This is a genomic window from Streptomyces sp. NPDC005566 (genome assembly GCF_040605575.1).
In the GTDB taxonomy this organism is placed as follows: Bacteria; Actinomycetota; Actinomycetes; order Streptomycetales; family Streptomycetaceae; genus Streptomyces.
This window is the reverse complement of record NZ_JBEXDB010000008.1, coordinates 274,076-292,996: the sequence shown is the minus strand read 5'-3', so window position 1 is coordinate 292,996 and position 18,921 is coordinate 274,076. Positions and strand designations below refer to the sequence as shown.

At 72.6% G+C, this 18,921-nt stretch carries 18 protein-coding genes; 16 read left to right on the top strand and 2 right to left on the bottom strand.

Features of this window, described 5'->3' with window-relative positions; all coding sequences use genetic code 11:
- The first annotated feature begins 69 nt into the window (after positions 1-69).
- Both ABZS61_RS15650 and ABZS61_RS15645 read left to right on the top strand, forming a co-directional pair.
- On the top strand, positions 70-957 hold the full coding sequence (locus ABZS61_RS15650; RefSeq protein WP_356420291.1) for an alpha/beta hydrolase: 888 nt from the start codon (positions 70-72) through the stop codon (positions 955-957).
- 316 nt (positions 958-1,273) lie between these two features.
- Positions 1,274-2,209, top strand: coding sequence for a dienelactone hydrolase family protein (locus tag ABZS61_RS15645; RefSeq protein WP_356420128.1), 936 nt, complete (start codon positions 1,274-1,276; stop codon positions 2,207-2,209).
- Positions 2,210-2,270: 61 nt separating this feature from the next.
- Here ABZS61_RS15645 and ABZS61_RS15640 read toward each other — a convergent pair whose 3' ends face one another.
- Positions 2,271-3,044, bottom strand: coding sequence for an alpha/beta fold hydrolase (locus tag ABZS61_RS15640; protein WP_356420125.1), 774 nt, complete (start codon positions 3,042-3,044; stop codon positions 2,271-2,273).
- A gap of 160 nt (positions 3,045-3,204) precedes the next feature.
- Here ABZS61_RS15640 and ABZS61_RS15635 point away from each other — a divergent pair, with 160 nt between their 5' ends.
- From ABZS61_RS15635 to ABZS61_RS15625, 3 genes are all read left to right on the top strand, one after another.
- Positions 3,205-5,955: a LuxR family transcriptional regulator gene (locus ABZS61_RS15635; protein ID WP_356420122.1), complete on the top strand. Its 2,751-nt coding sequence runs from the start codon at positions 3,205-3,207 to the stop codon at positions 5,953-5,955.
- A gap of 241 nt (positions 5,956-6,196) precedes the next feature.
- Positions 6,197-7,555, top strand: a complete 1,359-nt coding sequence (locus tag ABZS61_RS15630; RefSeq protein WP_356420119.1) for a helix-turn-helix domain-containing protein — start codon at positions 6,197-6,199, stop codon at positions 7,553-7,555.
- A gap of 208 nt (positions 7,556-7,763) precedes the next feature.
- Positions 7,764-9,359: a cation acetate symporter gene (locus ABZS61_RS15625; RefSeq protein WP_356420116.1), complete on the top strand. Its 1,596-nt coding sequence runs from the start codon at positions 7,764-7,766 to the stop codon at positions 9,357-9,359.
- A gap of 8 nt (positions 9,360-9,367) precedes the next feature.
- Here ABZS61_RS15625 and ABZS61_RS15620 read toward each other — a convergent pair whose 3' ends face one another.
- The gene (locus tag ABZS61_RS15620) at positions 9,368-10,000 is read right to left on the bottom strand and encodes a TIGR03085 family metal-binding protein (RefSeq protein ID WP_351170799.1); all 633 of its coding nucleotides are present in this window, start codon (positions 9,998-10,000) and stop codon (positions 9,368-9,370) included.
- Positions 10,001-10,085: 85 nt separating this feature from the next.
- On the opposite strand from ABZS61_RS15620, the gene hisI reads away from it, so the two are divergent.
- From hisI to lgt, 11 genes are all read left to right on the top strand, one after another.
- A complete protein-coding gene (gene hisI / locus ABZS61_RS15615; RefSeq protein ID WP_329212087.1) occupies positions 10,086-10,466 on the top strand; it encodes a phosphoribosyl-AMP cyclohydrolase in 381 nt (126 codons plus the stop codon).
- 11 nt (positions 10,467-10,477) lie between these two features.
- Entirely contained in the window at positions 10,478-11,971 is a 1,494-nt protein-coding gene (locus tag ABZS61_RS15610; protein ID WP_356420111.1) for an anthranilate synthase component I, read from the top strand.
- 14 nt (positions 11,972-11,985) lie between these two features.
- Positions 11,986-12,645, top strand: coding sequence for a TIGR02234 family membrane protein (locus ABZS61_RS15605; protein WP_356420108.1), 660 nt, complete (start codon positions 11,986-11,988; stop codon positions 12,643-12,645).
- A gap of 94 nt (positions 12,646-12,739) precedes the next feature.
- Positions 12,740-12,991 (top strand): HGxxPAAW family protein, encoded by a 252-nt coding sequence (locus tag ABZS61_RS15600; RefSeq protein WP_351170787.1) that lies wholly within the window; start codon positions 12,740-12,742, stop codon positions 12,989-12,991.
- An 82-nt stretch (positions 12,992-13,073) separates the two neighbouring features.
- Positions 13,074-13,586, top strand: a complete 513-nt coding sequence (locus tag ABZS61_RS15595) for a DUF2752 domain-containing protein (RefSeq protein ID WP_356420104.1) — start codon at positions 13,074-13,076, stop codon at positions 13,584-13,586.
- A 116-nt stretch (positions 13,587-13,702) separates the two neighbouring features.
- Positions 13,703-14,512, top strand: coding sequence for an indole-3-glycerol phosphate synthase TrpC (gene trpC / locus ABZS61_RS15590; RefSeq protein ID WP_329212096.1), 810 nt, complete (start codon positions 13,703-13,705; stop codon positions 14,510-14,512).
- Between the two features lie 8 nt (positions 14,513-14,520).
- The gene (locus ABZS61_RS15585) at positions 14,521-14,733 is read left to right on the top strand and encodes a tryptophan synthase subunit(beta) (protein WP_356420100.1); all 213 of its coding nucleotides are present in this window, start codon (positions 14,521-14,523) and stop codon (positions 14,731-14,733) included.
- A gap of 137 nt (positions 14,734-14,870) precedes the next feature.
- The gene (gene trpB, locus ABZS61_RS15580; protein ID WP_356420097.1) at positions 14,871-16,109 is read left to right on the top strand and encodes a tryptophan synthase subunit beta; all 1,239 of its coding nucleotides are present in this window, start codon (positions 14,871-14,873) and stop codon (positions 16,107-16,109) included.
- Positions 16,106-16,921, top strand: coding sequence for a tryptophan synthase subunit alpha (gene trpA, locus ABZS61_RS15575; RefSeq protein WP_356420094.1), 816 nt, complete (start codon positions 16,106-16,108; stop codon positions 16,919-16,921). Before trpB ends, trpA begins: the two co-directional genes overlap by 4 nt.
- Positions 16,922-16,993: 72 nt before the next feature.
- A complete protein-coding gene (locus tag ABZS61_RS15570; RefSeq protein ID WP_356420091.1) occupies positions 16,994-17,827 on the top strand; it encodes a thioredoxin domain-containing protein in 834 nt (277 codons plus the stop codon).
- Positions 17,828-17,903: 76 nt separating this feature from the next.
- A complete protein-coding gene (gene lgt, locus ABZS61_RS15565; protein WP_356420088.1) occupies positions 17,904-18,872 on the top strand; it encodes a prolipoprotein diacylglyceryl transferase in 969 nt (322 codons plus the stop codon).
- Positions 18,873-18,921 lie beyond the last annotated feature (49 nt).

Sequence of the window (18,921 nt, the reverse complement as noted above, 5' to 3'; positions counted from 1 at the left end):
GCCACAACCGAGAGGACCCCCCTCGTGCAGCACCTCCCCTCCGGCGACATCTCCCCGCGCCGCCACCGGATGTCGAAGAGCCGCTCCCGCACCATCAAGTTCGGCGTCGCCGCCGCTGCCGCCACGGCCGGTCTGGTCACCGCGCTCATCCCCGGCGGTGCGCAGGCCGCGGCCAATCCGTACGAGCGCGGTCCGGCACCGAGCAACTCGAGTATCGAGGCGAGCCGTGGGTCGTACGCGACCTCCCAGACGTCCGTGTCCTCGCTGAGTGTCCGGGGCTTCGGCGGCGGGACGATCTACTACCCGACGTCGACCTCGGACGGCACGTTCGGCGCGGTCGTGATCTCGCCCGGTTTCACCGCGTACCAGTCGAGCATCGCCTGGCTGGGAACGCGCCTGGCCTCGCAGGGCTTCGTGGTCTTCACCATCGACACCAACACGACGTCGGACCAGCCGGCCAGCCGTGGTGACCAGCTGCTCGCCGCGCTGGACTACCTCACCGAGGACAGTTCGGTCCGCACCCGTGTCGACGCCTCCAGGCTCGGTGTGATGGGCCATTCCATGGGTGGTGGCGGGACTCTGGAGGCGGCGAAGGACCGTCCGTCGCTCCAGGCGGCGATTCCGCTGACCGGCTGGAACACCGACAAGTCCTGGCCCGAGGTGAAGACCCCGACCCTGGTCATCGGTGCGGACGGCGACACGATCGCCCCGGTCGGCACGCACTCGGAGCCGTTCTACAACTCGCTGCCGAGCTCGCTGGACAAGGCGTACCTGGAGCTTCGGGGAGCGACTCACTTCACGCCGAACTCGTCGAACACGACGATCGCGAAGTACAGCATCTCGTGGCTGAAGCGCTTCATCGACAATGACACCCGCTACGAGCAGTTCCTCTGCCCGCTGCCGTCGACCAGCCTGACGATCGCGGAGTACAAGGGCAACTGCCCGCACACCTCCTGACCCACGGGACCAGGGGCCGGGTCGCATCACGCGACCCGGCCCTTCGTGCTGCACGGGCCCGCCCGCCCGGAGATCCGCCGTCCCGAATGGCCGCCGAACGCCCGGCCGTCCGCCCGTCAGGAAGGGCTGCCGGCCGCCCGGCCGAACGCCCGTCGCGAAGACCGGTGATATCGCCGATGTGTGCGCAGGGCCCGCACCACGAAAGTGGCGGACGTCAGCACATGACGGCGCTACCCACGCGGTGCACCCCCGAGGGCCCCAGGACGAAGGGCCGTCGGCTGTCGCGGTGGTTCCGCCACAACCGAGAGGATCCCCAGTGCAGCAGCACCTCCCCTCCGGCGACATCTCCCCGCGCCGCCACCGGATGTCGAAGAGCCGCTCCCGCACCGTCAGGCTCGGCCTGGCCGCCGCTGCCGCCACGGCCGGTCTGGTCACCGCGCTCATCCCCGGCGGTGCGCAGGCCGCGGCCAATCCGTACGAGCGCGGTCCGGCACCGAGCAACTCGAGTATCGAAGCACTCCGCGGCTCGTACGCGACGTCCCAGACCTCCGTCTCCTCACTGAGTGCCAGAGGCTTCGGCGGCGGGACGATCTACTACCCGACGTCGACCTCGGACGGCACGTTCGGCGCAGTCGTGATCTCGCCCGGCTTCACCGCCTACGAGTCGAGCATCGCCTGGCTGGGAACGCGCCTGGCCTCGCAGGGCTTCGTCGTCTTCACCATCGACACCAACACCACCCTGGACCAGCCGGCCAGCCGTGGTGACCAGCTGCTCGCCGCACTGGACTACCTCACCGAGGACAGCTCGGTCCGCACCCGTGTCGACGCCTCCAGGCTCGGTGTGATGGGCCACTCCATGGGCGGTGGCGGCACCCTGGAGGCCGCGAAGGACCGTCCGTCGCTCCAGGCGGCGATTCCGCTGACCGGCTGGAACACCGACAAGTCCTGGCCCGAGGTGAAGACCCCGACCCTGGTCATCGGCGCGGACGGCGACACGATCGCCCCGGTCGGCACGCACTCGAAGCCGTTCTACAACTCGCTGCCGAGCTCGCTGGACAAGGCGTACCTGGAGCTTCGGGGAGCCTCTCACTTCACCCCGAACTCGTCGAACACGACGATCGCGAAGTACAGCATCTCGTGGCTGAAGCGCTTCATCGACAATGACACCCGCTACGAGCAGTTCCTCTGCCCGCTGCCGTCGACCAGCCTGGCGATCGCCGAATACAAGGGCAACTGCCCACACACCTCGTAGCCGACGGGGGGACGACGGGGCCGGGCCGCGCGTACCGCGGTCCGGCCCTCGTCGTGCCGCCTCAGTCCTCGGCCAGGAACCGGGCGATGGACCCGGCGAAGCCCGCATCCCGCACGACGGTCAGATGGTCGCCGGGCAGCACGGTCAGCTCCGCCCCGTCGATTGCTTCGGCCAGCACCCCGGGCCGTATCGCGAGCGGATCGCTCTCCCCGGCCAGAACGAGCGTGGGGACCTTGATCCGGTCCAGCGGCAGCGCGCCCCGGTGCACCGAACGGATCTGCGCCGCCAGCGCGAACCGGTCCGAGCCCGACACGTCGGCCAGCACCCGGAAGCCCCGTGTCCGCTCCGGGGCATCCGCCGCGTCCTCGGCAGTGAGCGCCGCGGACACCAGTTCCGGAGGCATCGCCCGGGTGTCCAGTCCGCCGACCTCCACCGCGCCCGCACCGATACCGCCGACCACGAGGCGGCTGATCCGCGTGTCGTCGGCCGCCGCGAGCAGCGCCACCACCGCGCCCATGGAATAGCCCGCGACATGCACCCGTTCCGCGCCGGTACGGTCGATCAGCAGGCGCACATCACGGGCCATCAGCGACTCGCCGTAGTACGTGTCGCCGTGCGGCTTGTCCGAGTCGCCGTGACCGCGCGCGTCCAGGGCGTACACCCGGCGGCCCTGCGCGACCAGTGCCTCGACGACCCCGGGGCCCTCCCAGTTCAGCCGGGCATGGGCGGCGAAGCCGTGCAGGAGCACCACCGGGGGCAGTGCGCCGGCCGGGCCCCGGGACCAGGACCAGTACCGAAGGGTCAGACCGTCGTGTGTACGGAATTCATCAGTCATGCACCGACGTTACGGGCGGGTGCCGCACACCGGCCCGGGACTGTGCCCCAGCACAGCCCGCACCGCGTTCTGTTGGGAGCCCGCACCGCTCCGGGCCGCCCCGGGCGGGGGAGCGGACGCGAACCTTCCGACGCTGTTTACGCGGAAGTAACGTGAGAGCGTGACCCTAACGACGACCGTGCACAGTCCGCTCCGGCTGTACGGCCGCAGCGGTGAACTCGCCATCCTGGACACCCTCTTGGGGCGGCTGCAGGCAGGGGACGGCGGAGCGCTCGTGCTCACCTCGCCCCCCGGCCTCGGCCGCACCGCCCTCCTGCGCCGGGCCGCAGCCGACTACTTCGCGCGACGTGAAGGGCCCGTGCTGTACGCCTCCGCCGCCGCCGCCGAGGAACGGCTGCCCTACAGCGGGCTGCACGCCCTGCTCTGCTCCGCGCAGGGCCCCCTGCCCGTCTCCCCCGACCGCGTCCTGCGCACCGGGATCACCCCCGGCGGCCTGCTCGGCCTGCTGCGCGGCCTCGGCGCCGAACGGCCGCTGCTGGTCTGCGTGGACGACGCCCACGCCTGGGACCCCGACTCGCGGGCCGCGCTCGGCTTCGCAGCCCGCAGACTCGGCACGGGCAGCCGGGTCGCCGTGGTGATCGGCGCCGCCGACGAGACCACCTTCGCCGGACTGCCCGCCCTGCGCCTCGGCCCGCTCGACGACGACGCGGCGGCCGCACTCCTGGACCGGCTCACCGACGCCACGGGCGACGTCGACCCCGTCGTCCGCAGCGAACTGTTGCGGGAAGCCGCCGGGAACCCCCGGCTGCTCGCCGGCCTCGTCGGCCGCCTGACCGCCGACCAGCTGGCCGGGCGCACCGCGCTGCCCTACCCGCTGCCCGGTGGCGAGAGCGTCCTCGACGCGCACGCCGCCCATCTCGACGGACTCGACCCGGACACCCACACCCTCCTCCTGCTGGCCGCGGCCGCGGAGGAACACGAACCCGACGGGGCAGGCGCGGACGCCGCCCTGCTGCTGCGCGCCGGAGCCCGCGCCGGACTGGTCCCCGCCCACCTGGACCGTGTCCTGTTCGCACCCGCGGGCAGCGCCGGGGCACTCCAACGGGCGGGCAGCCGCGTGTACTTCAGTCACCCGCTGCTGCGCCGTGCGGTCCTGCACAGGGCGCCGACGGCCCGGCGCCGGGCCGTGCACGAACTGCTCGCCACCCTGCTCACCGGGCCCGGTTCACCCCCGCTGCCCGCACTCGTCCAGCGGGCCTGCGCCGCACCCGGGCCCGACACCGCTCTCGCCGGGCAGCTGGTGGCGGCGGCCGTCGCCCCCCGCCCGCACGCCGAACGGTCGGCCGCTCTCGCACGCGCCGCCGCGCTCTCCACCGACGACACACAGCGCGGCGCGCGTTTCGCGGCCGCCGCCGAACAGGCCCGGCTCGCAGGCGACACCGGTCGGGCCCGCGCCATGCTGGCGCGCGTCGGCGCCCACCCCGCCGGGGGCGTCGCCCCCTTCGTGCGCGGCATGCTCGCCCTGCGCGACGGCCCGGCGGCCGATGCCCGCGAGGCGCTCCTGAACGCGGCGACACTGCTCGCGCCGCACGATCCCCGCCGCACCCTGGACGCGCTGTTCGGCGCCGCGGAGGCCGCCTGGGCCATGGGGGATGCCATCGCCTATCTGGACGCCATGAACCGCGTCCCCGTCACCCCCGCAGACCGGGCCACGGTCCAGTACCGCGCCGGGATGTGTGCCGTACTCGGCGGTCGCACCGTCGCGGGCCACGCCCTGCTGCGGTGCTGCCTGGACCGGTCCGACCGTGCCGAGGAACCCGACGAGCTGATGAGGGCCGCGGTCTCGGCCCTGGTGCTGGGCGAGGTCGACGCGGCCTGCCGGACGGGAGCCCGTGCGCTCGCCGCCGTACGCACCCGTGGGCCCGAGGCCCTGCTGCCGCACGCCCTGGAGAACCTCGCGTACGCCGAACTGCGGGCAGGACGGCACGCCAGGGCCCGCGCCCACGCGCTGGAGGGCCTGCATGCCGCCCGGCGCACGGGACAGCCGAACGCGGCCACGCATCTGCACGCCGTACTGGCGCTCGCCGCCTCGGTGGAAGGGCCCGCGGAGGCGTGCGCGGCCCATGCCGACGCCGCACTGGCCGGCGCCGGTCCGCACGGCCTGACCCAGGCGGCGACCCTCGCCACCTGGGCGGTGGCCCGCGCGGACCTCGCTGCCGGACGGCCCGGCGAGGCGGCTGCCCGGCTCGGACCCCTGGTCCGGCCCGGACCGCGGATGGGGCACTTCGCCGTCCGGATGCTCGCCATCCCGTGCTACATCGAGGCGGTGGCCCTCTCCGGCCGTGCCGACGACGGCACGGACGGCCTGGCCGAGGCCGTCGAGGAGTTCGCGCTGTGGACCTCCCGGACCACCGACCCGCAGGCCCCCGCCCAACTGGCGCGCTGCCGGGCCCTCCTGGCACCGCAGGAGGAGGCCGCCGCGTGGTACGAGGAGGCGCTGGCCCACCACGACCGTGCGGGCGGCGACTTCGAGCGCGCCCGCACCCAGCTGCTCCACGGCCAGCTGCTGCGGCGCCGGCGTCGCACCCGTGAGGCCCGCGGACCGCTGCGCGACGCCCTGGTCGCTTTCGAACGCTGCTCGGCCCGCGCCTGGGCCGACCGGGCGGGCGGGGAGCTGCGGGCGGCCGGGGAGGCGGTGGACGTGCCCGACCAGGGCGGGGCCGGGCCGCTCGCCGGACTGACCCCGCAGCAGCAGCGGATCGCCCGCTGTGTGGCGGAGGGTGCCACGAACCGCGAGGTGGCGGTGCGGCTCTCGGTGAGCCCGCGGACGGTCGACCACCACCTGCGCAACGTGTTCGCGGCGCTGGGTGTCAGGTCCAGGACCGAGCTCGCCAGGCTCCTGGACCGCTGAGGACCGTCCCGCCGCAGGTCCGGGGTGTGCCGCGGGCCGGGCGGGACGTGCCGGTGCCGTCCGTGTTACGGCGAGGTTGCAGGACCGTGATGAGAAGAACGACGCAAACCTCTAGGTACCGACCGGGCGGTATGCCATTCTGCGGGCGTCAGGATCATTCGGTGTGCGCCCGCCCAATGGCGGGCCGGGCACGCACCGGGCCGGCGTTTCCGCAGCCGGCCGATTCCCGGTGGAGGCCGCCATGCCACAGGTCGTACGTTCACGGATCAGGGCGCTGCACGGGCCGCCCCCCGTAGCACCGCTGCCGCACCGCTTCCGTTCCCTGGCCGACCGTGAGGCCATCGCCGTACTCCACAGGGCCGCCCAGGTGCTCCTGGAGGCGCTGCCCGAGCTCACGGACCGGCTCGTCGAGCAGCTGCGGGAACAGGAGCCCGCCTACCGCACGGCCATCGAGAGCGACCCTGCCGAGATCTGGCAGGAGGTCCACCACTCACTGCGGCACAACGTCGCCTCCCTGATCCAGCCCCGGGAGTTCCGCGAGGCGGCCCACCGCACCTCCCGTTGGATCGGCGAGACCCGGGCCGAACAGGGCGTACCCCTCGACGCCGTCCTGCACGCCTTCCGGATGGGCGGGGCGATGGTCTGGCAGGACCTCGTCGACGAGACGGCGCGGCGCCATCCCGAGGACATCCGGCTGCTCGTCCATGTCGCGGCGGACGTCTGGAACTTCGTGGACGAGCACTGCGGTGTGGTCGCCGAGGCGTACCGGCAGGCCGAACGGCGCCTCACCTGGCGCCGCGAGAACCAGCAGCGGCTGATGACGTCGGCCCTGCTGGACGGCACCGCCCGGATAGCCGACCTGCCGGACGCCGCGGCCGTACTGGGGCTGCCGGTGCACGGGCGGTACGCGGTGCTCGCGGTCGCCACCGCGCGCCGCGCCCCGCACGGTACGTCCCAGCCGCCGCTGACCCTCCCCGAGGGGACGCCGGTCCTCTGGCACGCGGGCGCCGACGCCGAACTCGCGATCCTGCCGCTGGGCGCCGGGCCGGTGGCGGCCGAGCCGGCCGCCCCGCGCGAGGGGGACGCGGACACCGCCGGCACCGGCGGCGGGACGGCCGATGCCCCCGGCCCGGACGAACTCGCCTTTGTGGCAGCAGAACTGACGGCTCCGCCCGGTACCCGGATCGGGATCAGCTCCGTGGTGGACGGGCTGGCGTCGGTCGGTGACGCGCGGCGCCTTGCCGAGACCGCGCTACGGGCCTGCCCGGCGTCCGGCGGCACCGTCCTGCTGGACGAGCACCTGCCGACCGCCCTGGTCGTCTCCTCGCCCGCCCTCGGCACCGCGCTCGCCGGCCGGGTACTCGGGCCGCTCGACCGGCTCGACCCCGCGGACCGGGACGTGCTCATCGAGACGCTGACCGCATGGCTCGACTCGGACGGTTCGGCGCAGCGGGCGGGGGCCCGGCTGTACTGCCACCGCAACACGGTCCTGAACCGGCTGAGGCGCTTCGAACAGCTGACGGGCCGCTGTCTCACACGGCCCTCCGACGCGGTCGAGGTATCCCTGGCGCTGGCGGCGCGGCGGCTGCTGGGCGGCTGAGACGGGCCTGGGACGGGCCCGAGAGGGTCGGGGGCGCCGCACGGGGCCCCCGCCCCCCACCTTGTGCGGAAGCACAGATCCGCCCCGCGAGGGCTGTACGGGCGCCGCGCCCCGAACCCGGCACCTGTTCCGCACCCGCCGCACCTGGTGCCCTGGTGCGCATGCCATCAGTTGCCCCCTTCAAGGCCCTTCCGGCGGAGCCACAGCGGTGAGCGGCGTCGACGCCCGGTCCCTGGCCGTGGTCATCTTCCTCGCGTTCGTCGCCGTGTCCCTGCTGCTCTGCGGTCTCGCCGCAGCGGACCAGGACGACCCCGAGCACTTCTACGCGGGCGGCGGAGCCTCGCTCGGCCCCGTCGGCGGAGGGCTCGCCATCGCCGGGGACTACGTCAGCGCCGCCACGCTGCTCTCCACCACCGGATCCGTCGCGCTCGCCGGCTTCGACGGTGTGCTCTTCGCCCTGGCGACCGTCGCCTCGCTGGTCCTCGTCATGCGGGTCCTCGCCGAACGCCTGCGCCGCAAGGGCGTGTTCACCCTCGGCGACTTCCTCGCCGACCAGCTCGGCGACGGCTCCGTACGCCGGGCCCTGGGCGTCGCCACCCTCGTCGTACTCGCCCCGCTCCTCCTGGTGCAGCTGACCACCGCCGGACACGTCATGACCGCGATGTTCGGACTCCCCGAAGGAGCGCTCACCGGCTGCACGGTCGCCAGCGGTGCGCTGATGGTGTGCTACTCCGCCTTCGGCGGCATGCGCGGCACCGGCTACATCCAGATCCTCAAGGTCGCCGTCGTGCTGGCCGCCGTCACCCTGCTCGCCGGGCTGGTGCTCGCCCGCTTCGGCTGGTCACCCTTCGCGCTCTTCGACGCGGCCCGGGAAGGCAGCAAGGCAGGCGGCGCCTACGCGCGCCCAGGACTCCAGTTCGGCCACGGCTTCGCCGGCAGCCTCGACCTGATCGGCTTTCAGTTCACCCTCGTACTCGGCGCGGCCTGCATGCCGCACATCATGATGCGGCTGCACCCGCTGCGCGACGCCTGGACCGCGCGCCGCGCAGGTGTGTGGGCCGTGGCCCCGGTCGCCGTCCTGTGCACCGGGATCGTCGTCGTCGGGCTCGGGGCCTCCGCCCTGCTGGGCCGGGACGCCCTGCGCGCCGCCGACCCGGCCGGAGGCACCGCCCTGCTGATGGTGACCGGAGTGCTGGACCCGGGCGCCAGCGGGCCGCGCGACAGCCCGCTGTTCGCCCTCGTCGCCTGCGCCGCCTTCGCCACCACCCTGGCCGCCGTGGCCGGCATCACCCTGGCCGCCGCCTCGACCCTCGCCCGCGACTTCGCGGCGAAGGGCGCCCAGGGCGCCGGAAAGGCGTCCGACAGGGAGATCCGCCGGGCCCGCCTGGCGGTGCTCGCGATCGGCGCGCTCGCGGTCCTCCTCTCGGCGTACACCCACGACCGCAACCCCCAGGTGCTGCTCTCCCTCTCGTTCGCCGCGGCGGCCTCGATCCTCCCGCCCGTCCTGCTGTACGCGCTCTTCCGCCCCGGATTCAACGCACGGGGGGTGCGCTGGACCGTCTACGGAACACTTCCGCTGATCGTCGGCCTGATGGTCCTGTCACCCGCGTTCTCGGGCACACCCATCGCCCTGTTCCCCGAATGGGACTTCCACGTCTTCCCGCTCCAGACACCGGGCCTGATCACGATCCCCGCCGGATTCCTCCTCGGCCTGCTCGGATCCGGGCCCCGGCAGGACACCCCGCGGGAAGGCCCCCGGCACAGGGCCCGCTGGGTACCCGTGAAGGCGGGACGTGACGCCTGACCGGCCCGCTACAGCCCCAGCTCCGCGGTGTGCAACCGGGCCAGCGCGTCCTTGTCGCCCTCCAGCTCCACCCGCGCCGCGTCCTGCCGGCCCGCGGCGAACAGCAGCAGCTCACCCGGCTCCCCGGTGACCGTCACCACCGGGGTGCCCTTGTGGGCCACCACCGTCTGACCGTCCGGGCGGCGCAGCACCAGACCCACCGGGGCCCTGCGGCCCAGCATCCGCGCCGACTTCTCGGTGCGCGACCACAGCACATCGGCGAAGACCGGGTCCAGGGTCCGCTGCGACCAGTCGGGCTGGGCCCGGCGGACGTCCTCCGCGTGGATGTAGAACTCCACCGTGTTGGCCGCCTCGTCCAACTGCTTCAGCCCGAAGGGTGACATCCGCGGCGGACCCGTACGGATGAGCTGGATCAGTTCCTCGTACGGCTTCTCGGCGAATTCGGCCTGCACCCGCTCCAGCCGGTTCTTCAGCGCACCCAGCACGATCCCGCCCGCCGCGTCGGCGCGGCGCTCACGTACCACCACATGGGCGGCCAGGTCCCGGGTCTTCCAGCCGTTGCACAGGGTCAGAGCTTCGGGGCCCGCCGCTTCCAACAGGTCGGCGAGCAGGAGACGTTCACGCTTCGCATGGGTCGACATGCCCGCCAGCGTACGACCGACGCCCGTGGTCCGCCCAGTGGACGCACACCCGGACGGCCGTTCCCGGCGCGGCACAATGGGGCGCATGACCAGCACGCCCGGCACCACCCCCGCCAGCAACCTCGACCCTGCCATCGCGGCCCGCCTCAAGCGCGGACCCGACGGACTGGTCCCGGCCATCGCCCAGCAGTACGACACCGGCGAGGTGCTCATGCTCGGCTGGATGGACGACGAGGCGCTGCACCGCACCCTCACCACGGGCCGCTGCACCTACTGGTCCCGCAGCCGCCAGGAATACTGGGTCAAGGGCGACACCTCCGGCCACATCCAGCAGGTCCGGTCCGTCGCCCTGGACTGTGACGCCGACACCGTCCTGGTGAAGGTCGACCAGACCGGTGCCGCCTGCCACACCGGTGACCGCACCTGCTTCGACGCGGACGTCCTTCCGCTCGCCCCGTCCCAGTAAGGTCAGCCGCCATGGATCTCGAGACCTTCCGCAAGCTCGCCGTCGACCGGCGCGTCATTCCCGTCAGCCGCAGGCTCCTCGCGGACGGTGACACCCCGGTCGGGCTCTACCGCAAGCTCGCGGACGAGCGCACCGGCACGTTCCTCCTCGAATCCGCGGAGAACGGCCGCACCTGGTCCCGCTACTCCTTCATCGGAGTGCGCAGCGCCGCCACCCTCACCACCCTGGACGGCCGGGCCCACTGGCTCGGCACCCCGCCCGTCGGCGTCCCCGTCGACGGGGACCCGCTGCGGGCCCTGCGCGCCACCGTCGAGACCCTGCACACACCTCGCGACCTGGTCGGCGACGACGGCCTGCCGCCGTTCACCGGCGGCATGGTCGGCTACCTCGGGTACGACATCGTGCGCCGGCTGGAGAAGATCACCGAGCACGGCGGCGACGACCTGAAGCTCCCCGAGCTGACGATGCTCCTCACCTCGGACCTCGCCGTGCTCGACCACGGGGACGGCACGGTCCTCCTGATCGCCAACGCCATCAACCACAACGACACGGACACCGGGGTCGACGAGGCCTACGCGGACGCCGTCGCCCGGCTCGACGCCATGGAACGGGACCTGTCCAGGCCGGTGGAGAACGCCCCCGCCGCCCTGCCGCCCTCCGAGCTCCCGCCGTACACCGCGCTGTGGGGCGGCCCCGCCTACCAGGACGCCGTCGACGACATCAAGGAGCGCATCAGGGCCGGCGAGGCCTTCCAGGTCGTCCCCTCCCAGCGCTTCGAGACGCCCTGCACGGCAAGCGCCCTGGACGTCTACCGGGTCCTGCGCGCCACCAACCCGTCGCCGTACATGTACCTCCTGCGCTTCGACGGCTTCGACGTCGTCGGCTCCAGCCCGGAAGCACTCGTCAAGGTCGAGGACGGCCGGGCCATGGTCCACCCCATCGCCGGGACCAGGCACCGCGGCGCCACCCCGCAGGAGGACCAGGCACTCGCCGACGAGCTCCTCGCCGACCCGAAGGAACGCGCCGAGCACCTGATGCTCGTCGACCTCGGCCGCAACGACCTGGGACGGGTCTGCGAACCCGGCAGCGTCGAGGTCGTCGACTTCATGTCCGTCGAGCGGTACTCGCACGTGATGCACATCGTGTCCACCGTCACCGGACGCGTCGCCGAGGGCCACAAAGCCTTCGACGTCCTCACCGCCTGCTTCCCCGCGGGCACCCTCTCCGGTGCGCCCAAGCCACGCGCCATGCAGATCATCGAGGAGCTCGAACCGACCCGCCGGGGGCTGTACGGCGGCTGCGTCGGCTACCTCGACTTCGCGGGCGACTCCGACACCGCCATCGCCATCCGCACCGCCCTGCTCCGCGACGGCACCGCGTACGTCCAGGCGGGAGCGGGCGTCGTCGCCGACTCCGACCCGGTCGGCGAGGACACCGAGTGCCGCAACAAGGCCGCCGCGGTGCTCCGAGCCGTGCATACGGCGAACCGGCTCCGCTCCCACTGAGGCGGTAAGGGATAGTGGGGTACGTGAGTGCTGTCCCCGTACCCCAGCCCCGTGCCCGTGCCGCCTCCGCGTCCGACAGCGCAGGAAGCCGCCGCAGCCTGGGCGCCGGCCTGCTCCTCGGGGCCGCCGGCGCCACCGTCGTCCTCCTCGCCTCAGGGCAGAAGTGGGCCGAGGGCACGGCAGCCGTCGGAGGCGGCACCCTGCCCCTGACCGCGGACGGCCAGGACGTCACAGGCCTCCCGGCGGCCCTGGCCGTCGTCGGCCTGGCCGCCCTCGTAGCCGTCTTCGCCGTCCGGGGCGGAAGCCGGATGATCGTCGCCGGACTGCTGGCACTCAGCGGCCTCGGCGCCGGACTGAGCTCCTACGCCGGCGCCTCCGACAGCGCCGCCCTCGACGAGAAGGCCGCCCGGACCACGGGCAACACATCGGCCACCGTCGACGCGCTCAGCCACACCGCCTGGCCGTACGTCACGGCTGCCGGCGGACTGCTGATCCTGCTCGCCGGACTGCTCGCCCTGCGGTACGGCAGCCGGTGGCCCGCCATGTCGGGACGGTACGAGCGCGACGGCACCCCGCGCCCCCGCAAGGCCGCCCCCGCAGCCCCGGATCCCGACCGGCCCGAGGACCTGTGGAAGGCCCTGGACCGCGGCGAGGACCCGACGCGCGGGGCATGACCCCCCGGCTCGGGTCCACCCGCACGTACGGGACAATGGCAGCGAGCTTTCTGCACAGCGATACCTTCAGCGCAACACCAACGAGGAGCAACTCATGGCGGGCAGCAGCCACGGACACACCCCGGCCGCCTGGACCGGTGTCATCATCGCCTTCATCGGCTTCTGCATCGCAGGCGTCTTCATGGTCGCGGCGAACCCGCTCGGCTTCTGGGCCGGACTTGCCGTCATCGCCGTCGGCGGACTCGTCGGTCTCGCCATGAAGGCCGCGGGCCTCGGCATGCCGAAGGAGTCGGCCGAGCTGGCGGCGGCCAGGGCCCGTGCGGGAGAGGCCCAGACCACCTCCTGACCGCACACCGGTCCACCGACACGACGCGAGGCGCAGCCCGGACCGGGCTGCGCCTCTCCGTACGAGCGGGGACAATCAGCGCGTGGACGCCTCAGCTTCTCCCGCCCCGGACCCGGCCCCCGTACCCGGAAACCCCGGACCGCCGCACACCGGCCCTGCCGCGGCCGGACCGGTGCTCCCTCCTGCCGCCGCGCCGGTGACCCGGCTCAGAAGGCTCGCCACTCCCGTCGGTGCGATGGCGGTCGTCGTCGGTGCCTTCGGCTACGTGGCCACCGTCGACCCCAACGAACCCGGCCACTACCCGGTCTGCCCGATGCTCCGGTTCACCGGCGTGTTCTGCCCCGGCTGCGGCGGGCTGCGCAGTGCCCACGCCTTCGCCCACGGCGACCTCGCCGCCGCCCTCGGCTCCAATGCCCTGGCCGTCGTCGGCTACGCCGTCCTCGCCGTGGTGTGGCTGCTCTGGATGGTCCGCGCGAACCGGGGCGAACCTCTGCGCATCGCTCTCTCCCCCGCCTACTGGTGGGGTGCCGGCGCGGTGCTGCTGATCTTCTCCGTCGTCCGGAATCTGCCGTTCGGGTCAGACTTGGCGCCCTGAATGCCCAGCTAGTGGGACGTACCGCCGCCGGATGCGAGCCCATCGCCCTCCTGCGGATACCATCGAGATGGCTGATCCTGTTCCCCAGTACACCGTTCCGGAAGGGGGCCGCTCGCGTGAGTGTGCTCGACGAGATCATCGATGGCGTTCGCGCCGACCTCGCAGAGCGGCAGGCGCGCGTCAGCCTCGACGAGCTCAAGGAACGCGCAGCCCGCGCTCCTCGGGCCAAGGACGGAGTCGCCGCGCTGCGCGGCGAGGGCGTGACCGTCATCTGCGAGGTCAAGCGCTCCAGCCCCTCCAAGGGGGCCCTTGCCGCTATCGCCGACCCTGCCGCGCTCGCCGCGGACTACGAGGCCGGCGGCGCGTCCGTCATCTCGGTCCTCACCGAGGAACGCCGCTTCGGCGGCTCCCTCGCGGATCTGGAGGCCGTCCGCGCCAAGGTGGACATCCCGATCCTGCGCAAAGACTTCATCGTCACCTCGTACCAGCTGTGGGAGGCACGCGCCTACGGCGCCGACCTCGCCCTGCTGATCGTGGCCGCCCTCGACCAGGAGGCCCTCGTTTCCCTGATCGAGCGCGCCGAGTCGATCGGCCTGACGCCGCTCGTCGAGGCGCACGACGAGGAGGAGGCGGAGCGTGCCGTGGACGCCGGAGCGAAGATCATCGGTGTCAACGCGCGCAATCTGAAGGACCTGAAGGTCGACCGCTCCACCTTCGAGCGCGTCGCCCCCGAGATCCCCGACCACATCGTCAAGGTCGCCGAGTCCGGCGTCCGTGGCCCGCACGACCTCATCGCCTACGCCAACGCGGGCGCCGACTCGGTGCTCGTCGGCGAGTCCTTGGTCACCGGCCGGGACCCGCGGTCCGCGGTCGCCGACCTGGTCGCCGCGGGCGCCCACCCGGCCCTCCGGCACGGACGGGGCTGACCCGCACCGTGTCCGACTGTCCCGCGCCCCGCGTCCGGCCGGGCCTGCGCCCCGCCGGGGCGACGGCCCGGGACATCCACGCGCCCCTGGCCCGCGGCTGCCGGCCGCGGGGCTGCCGCGCGCCCGCCCGGCGGGTGCACGGCCGCCGCGTCCGGTACGTGATCGGCGACGAACCGGGACAGGTCAACGGCATGCGATGGCGCACGGGGTCCGCGCCGTAGCGAGCCCCGGCCGTCGCACTCCTCCCCACGGGGAGGTCCGCACGCCCCACCGCACCGACCGCTCGACGGCCGGCGCGGCGCTCCGCCCACGGCGCATACGGTGAACCCACCCGTTGCAAGGTCGAGGAGCACGTCGCATGTCGTCCGACTTCTTCATTCCGGACCCCGAGGGTCTGATTCCCAGCGCCGAGGGGTACTTCGGTGCGTTCGGTGGCAAGTTCATCCCGGAGGCGCTCGTCGCCGCCGTGGACGAGGTGGCCGTCGAGTACGACAAGGCGAAGGCCGACCCGGCCTTCGCCGCCGAGCTCAACGAGCTCATGGTCAACTACACCGGCAGGCCCAGCGCGCTGACCGAGGTTCCGCGCTTCGCGGAGCACGCAGGAGGCGCTCGGGTCTTCCTCAAGCGGGAGGACCTGAACCACACCGGCTCGCACAAGATCAACAACGTGCTGGGTCAGGCGCTCCTCACCAAGCGCATGGGCAAGACCCGCGTCATCGCCGAGACCGGCGCCGGTCAGCACGGCGTCGCCACCGCGACCGCCTGCGCCCTCTTCGGACTCGAATGCACCATCTACATGGGTGAGATCGACACCGAGCGCCAGGCGCTGAACGTGGCGCGCATGCGGATGCTCGGCGCCGAGGTCATCGCCGTGAAGTCCGGTTCCAGGACCCTCAAGGACGCCATCAACGAGGCCTTCCGCGACTGGGTGGCCAACGTGGACCGCACGCACTACCTCTTCGGCACCGTCGCGGGCCCCCACCCCTTCCCGGCGATGGTCCGCGACTTCCACCGGGTCATCGGCGTCGAAGCCCGCCGCCAGATCCTGGAACGGGCCGGACGGCTGCCGGACGCCGCCGTCGCCTGCGTCGGCGGCGGCTCCAACGCCATCGGCCTCTTCCACGCCTTCATCCCGGACGAGAGCGTCCGGCTGATCGGCTGCGAACCCGCCGGACACGGCGTGGAGACCGGCGAGCACGCGGCGACACTGACCGCGGGCGAGCCCGGAATCCTGCACGGCTCACGCAGCTACGTCCTCCAGGACGAGGAGGGCCAGATCACCGAGCCCTACTCGATCTCGGCCGGCCTCGACTACCCGGGCATCGGCCCGGAGCACGCCTACCTCAAGGACGTCGGCCGCGGCGAGTACCGCGCGGTGACGGACGACGCGGCCATGCAGGCGCTGCGCCTCCTCTCCCGCACCGAGGGAATCATCCCGGCCATCGAGAGCGCGCACGCGCTGGCCGGTGCGCTGGAGGTCGGGCAGGAACTCGGCAAGGACGGGCTGATCCTGATCAACCTGTCGGGCCGGGGCGACAAGGACATGGACACGGCCGCACGGTACTTCGGCCTGTACGACTCCGAGGGGGAGAAGTGAGCGGAAACCGAGAGCTTCTCGATTCGGCACTGGCCAAGGCGGCATCGGAGAACCGGGCCGCACTCATCGCGTACCTGCCCGGCGGCTTCCCGACGGTCGACGGCGGCATCGAGGCGATCAAGGCCGTCGTCGCGGGCGGCGCCGACATCGTCGAGGTGGGACTCCCGCACAGCGACCCGGTGCTCGACGGGCCGGTCATCCAGACCGCCGACGACATCGCGCTGAAGGGCGGCGTCAAGATCGCCGACATCATGCGCACGGTCCGTGAGGCCTACGAGGCCACCGGCGTCCCGATCCTCGTCATGACGTACTGGAACCCCATCGACCGGTACGGCGTGGAGCGCTTCACCTCCGAGCTCGCCGAGGCGGGCGGTGCCGGGTGCATCCTGCCCGACCTGCCGGTCCAGGAGTCCGGACTGTGGCGCGAGCACGCCGAGAAGCACGGTCTCGCCACCGTCTTCGTCGTCGCGCCGAGCAGCAAGGACGCCCGCCTCGCCACGATCACGGCAGCGGGCTCGGGATTCGTCTACGCCTCCTCGCTCATGGGAGTCACCGGCACCCGCGAGTCGGTCGGCGAGCAGGCCCAGGACCTGGTGCGCCGCACCCGCGCCACCACGGACCTGCCGGTCTGCGTCGGGATCGGGGTCTCCACACGTGAGCACGCCGAACAGGTCGCCGGTTTCGCAGACGGAGTGATCGTCGGCTCGGCCTTCGTCAAGAGGATGCTCGACGCCCCCGACGCGGCAGCGGGACTCGCCGCTGTCCGCGCACTGGCCGGCGAGCTGGCCGAAGGTGTTCGAAAGCGCCGCTAGCGACCGTCACCCGTACGGGTGGACATGGGACCGGGGAGGCGCTCACGTGCCTCCCCGGTTCGTTTGCGCAGTGTGAGCGACAAGAACCATGAGCCGAAGAGAGCCGCACGCGACCGGCTCGTACAGCAGCGTGAGCTGGACCGGGCGCGGGAACGCCGAAGGCGCACGCTGATCGTCGCGACCGCCGTGGTGGGTGTGCTGGCGCTGGCCGCCGTGATCGGCCTGATCGCCGCCAACGCGGGCAAGAACGACACGGACAGCGAGGCCGGACCTGCGGTGACCCCGTCCGGTGCGACGGGCAAGGACGGGCTGGCCCTCCAGGTCGGGGCCGACGACGCGCCGTCCACGCTCACGATCTGGGAGGACTTCCGCTGCCCCGTCTGCGCCCAGTTCGAGGAGGCCTTCCGCGGCACGATCGCGGAGCTCGCCGACAGCGGCCAGATCAAGGTGGAGTACCACCTGGCCACGATCATCGACGGCAACCTCGGCGGCAGTGGATCACTACGGGCCGCGAACGCCGCGGCCTGCGCCCAGGACGTCGGCAAGTTCGCCCCGTACCACGACGTGCTCTACCGCAATCAGCCGCCGGAGACCGACGACGCCTTCGGCGAGAACAGCAAGCTGATCGAGCTCGCGGGAACCGTGGACGGACTGGACACGCCCGCCTTCCGCAGCTGCGTGGAGGACGGCACGCACGACAGCTGGGTCGAGAAGTCGAACACCGCCTTCGGTGAGGGCGGGTTCCAGGGGACCCCGACCGCGCTGCTCAACGGTGAGTCGATCTTCCCGAAGAAGGGGGACGAGGAGATCTCCGTGGCGAATCTCAAGAAGTGGGTGGCACAGGCCAACAAGGGTAAGGAACCGGGCACGGTCGGGGCGACGCCCTCGGGCTCCGAGCCGTCCTGAGGGCCCGGCCCGTTACCCAGAAGTTGCCGGACGGCTTGCCCCACGTCCCGTCCGGCAAGGTAGCGTCGACCCCGTCATGAACCTTGCCTTCATTCCCAGCCCGTCGACCGGCGTGATCGAGCTCGGCCCGATCCCGCTCCGCGGCTACGCGTTCTGCATCATCATCGGTGTCTTCGTCGCCGTCTGGTTCGGCAACAAGCGCTGGATCGCCCGCGGCGGCCGAGCCGGCACCGTTGCCGACATCGCTGTCTGGGCCGTGCCCTTCGGCCTCGTCGGCGGCAGGCTCTACCACGTCGTCACCGACTACCAGCTGTACTTCAGCGACGGTGAGAACTGGGTCGACGCCTTCAAGATCTGGGAAGGCGGCCTCGGTATCTGGGGCGCGATCGCGCTCGGCGCCGTCGGCGCCTGGATCGGCTGCCGCCGCCGCGGAATCCCGCTGCCCGCCTGGGCCGACGCGCTCGCACCCGGTATCGCCCTCGCCCAGGCGATCGGCCGCTGGGGCAACTGGTTCAACCAGGAGCTGTACGGCAAGCAGACGGACGTGCCGTGGGCGGTGAAGATCAGCGAAGGCCCCAACCGGGTGGCGGACACCTACCACCCGACCTTCCTGTACGAGTCCCTGTGGTGCATCGGTGTCGCGCTCCTGGTCGTCTGGGCGGACCGCCGGTTCAAGCTCGGACACGGACGGGCGTTCGCGCTCTACGTGGCGGCCTACTGCGCGGGCCGGGCCTGGATCGAGTACATGCGCGTCGACGAGGCCCACCACGTGCTCGGACTGCGGCTCAACGTATGGACCGCGATCATCGTCTTCGTCCTCGCGGTGACGTACTTCGTGATCTCGGCGAAGCTGCGCCCCGGACGCGAGGAGATCGTCGAACCGGCCGCGGTGGACCTGTCGAAGGACAGCGGCAAGGACAGCGGGCCGGCTGATTCCGCCGAGGACAGCGACAGCCCCGAGGCCGCCGACACGTCCGGCCCCGCCGATGCGGAGGCGAAGGAGCCCGAGGGCGACGACGCCCCGCAGACGGCCGACAAGAGCTGACACACCCGGAGCCACCCGAAGGGGCCGCCGGACCGCACAGGTCCGGCGG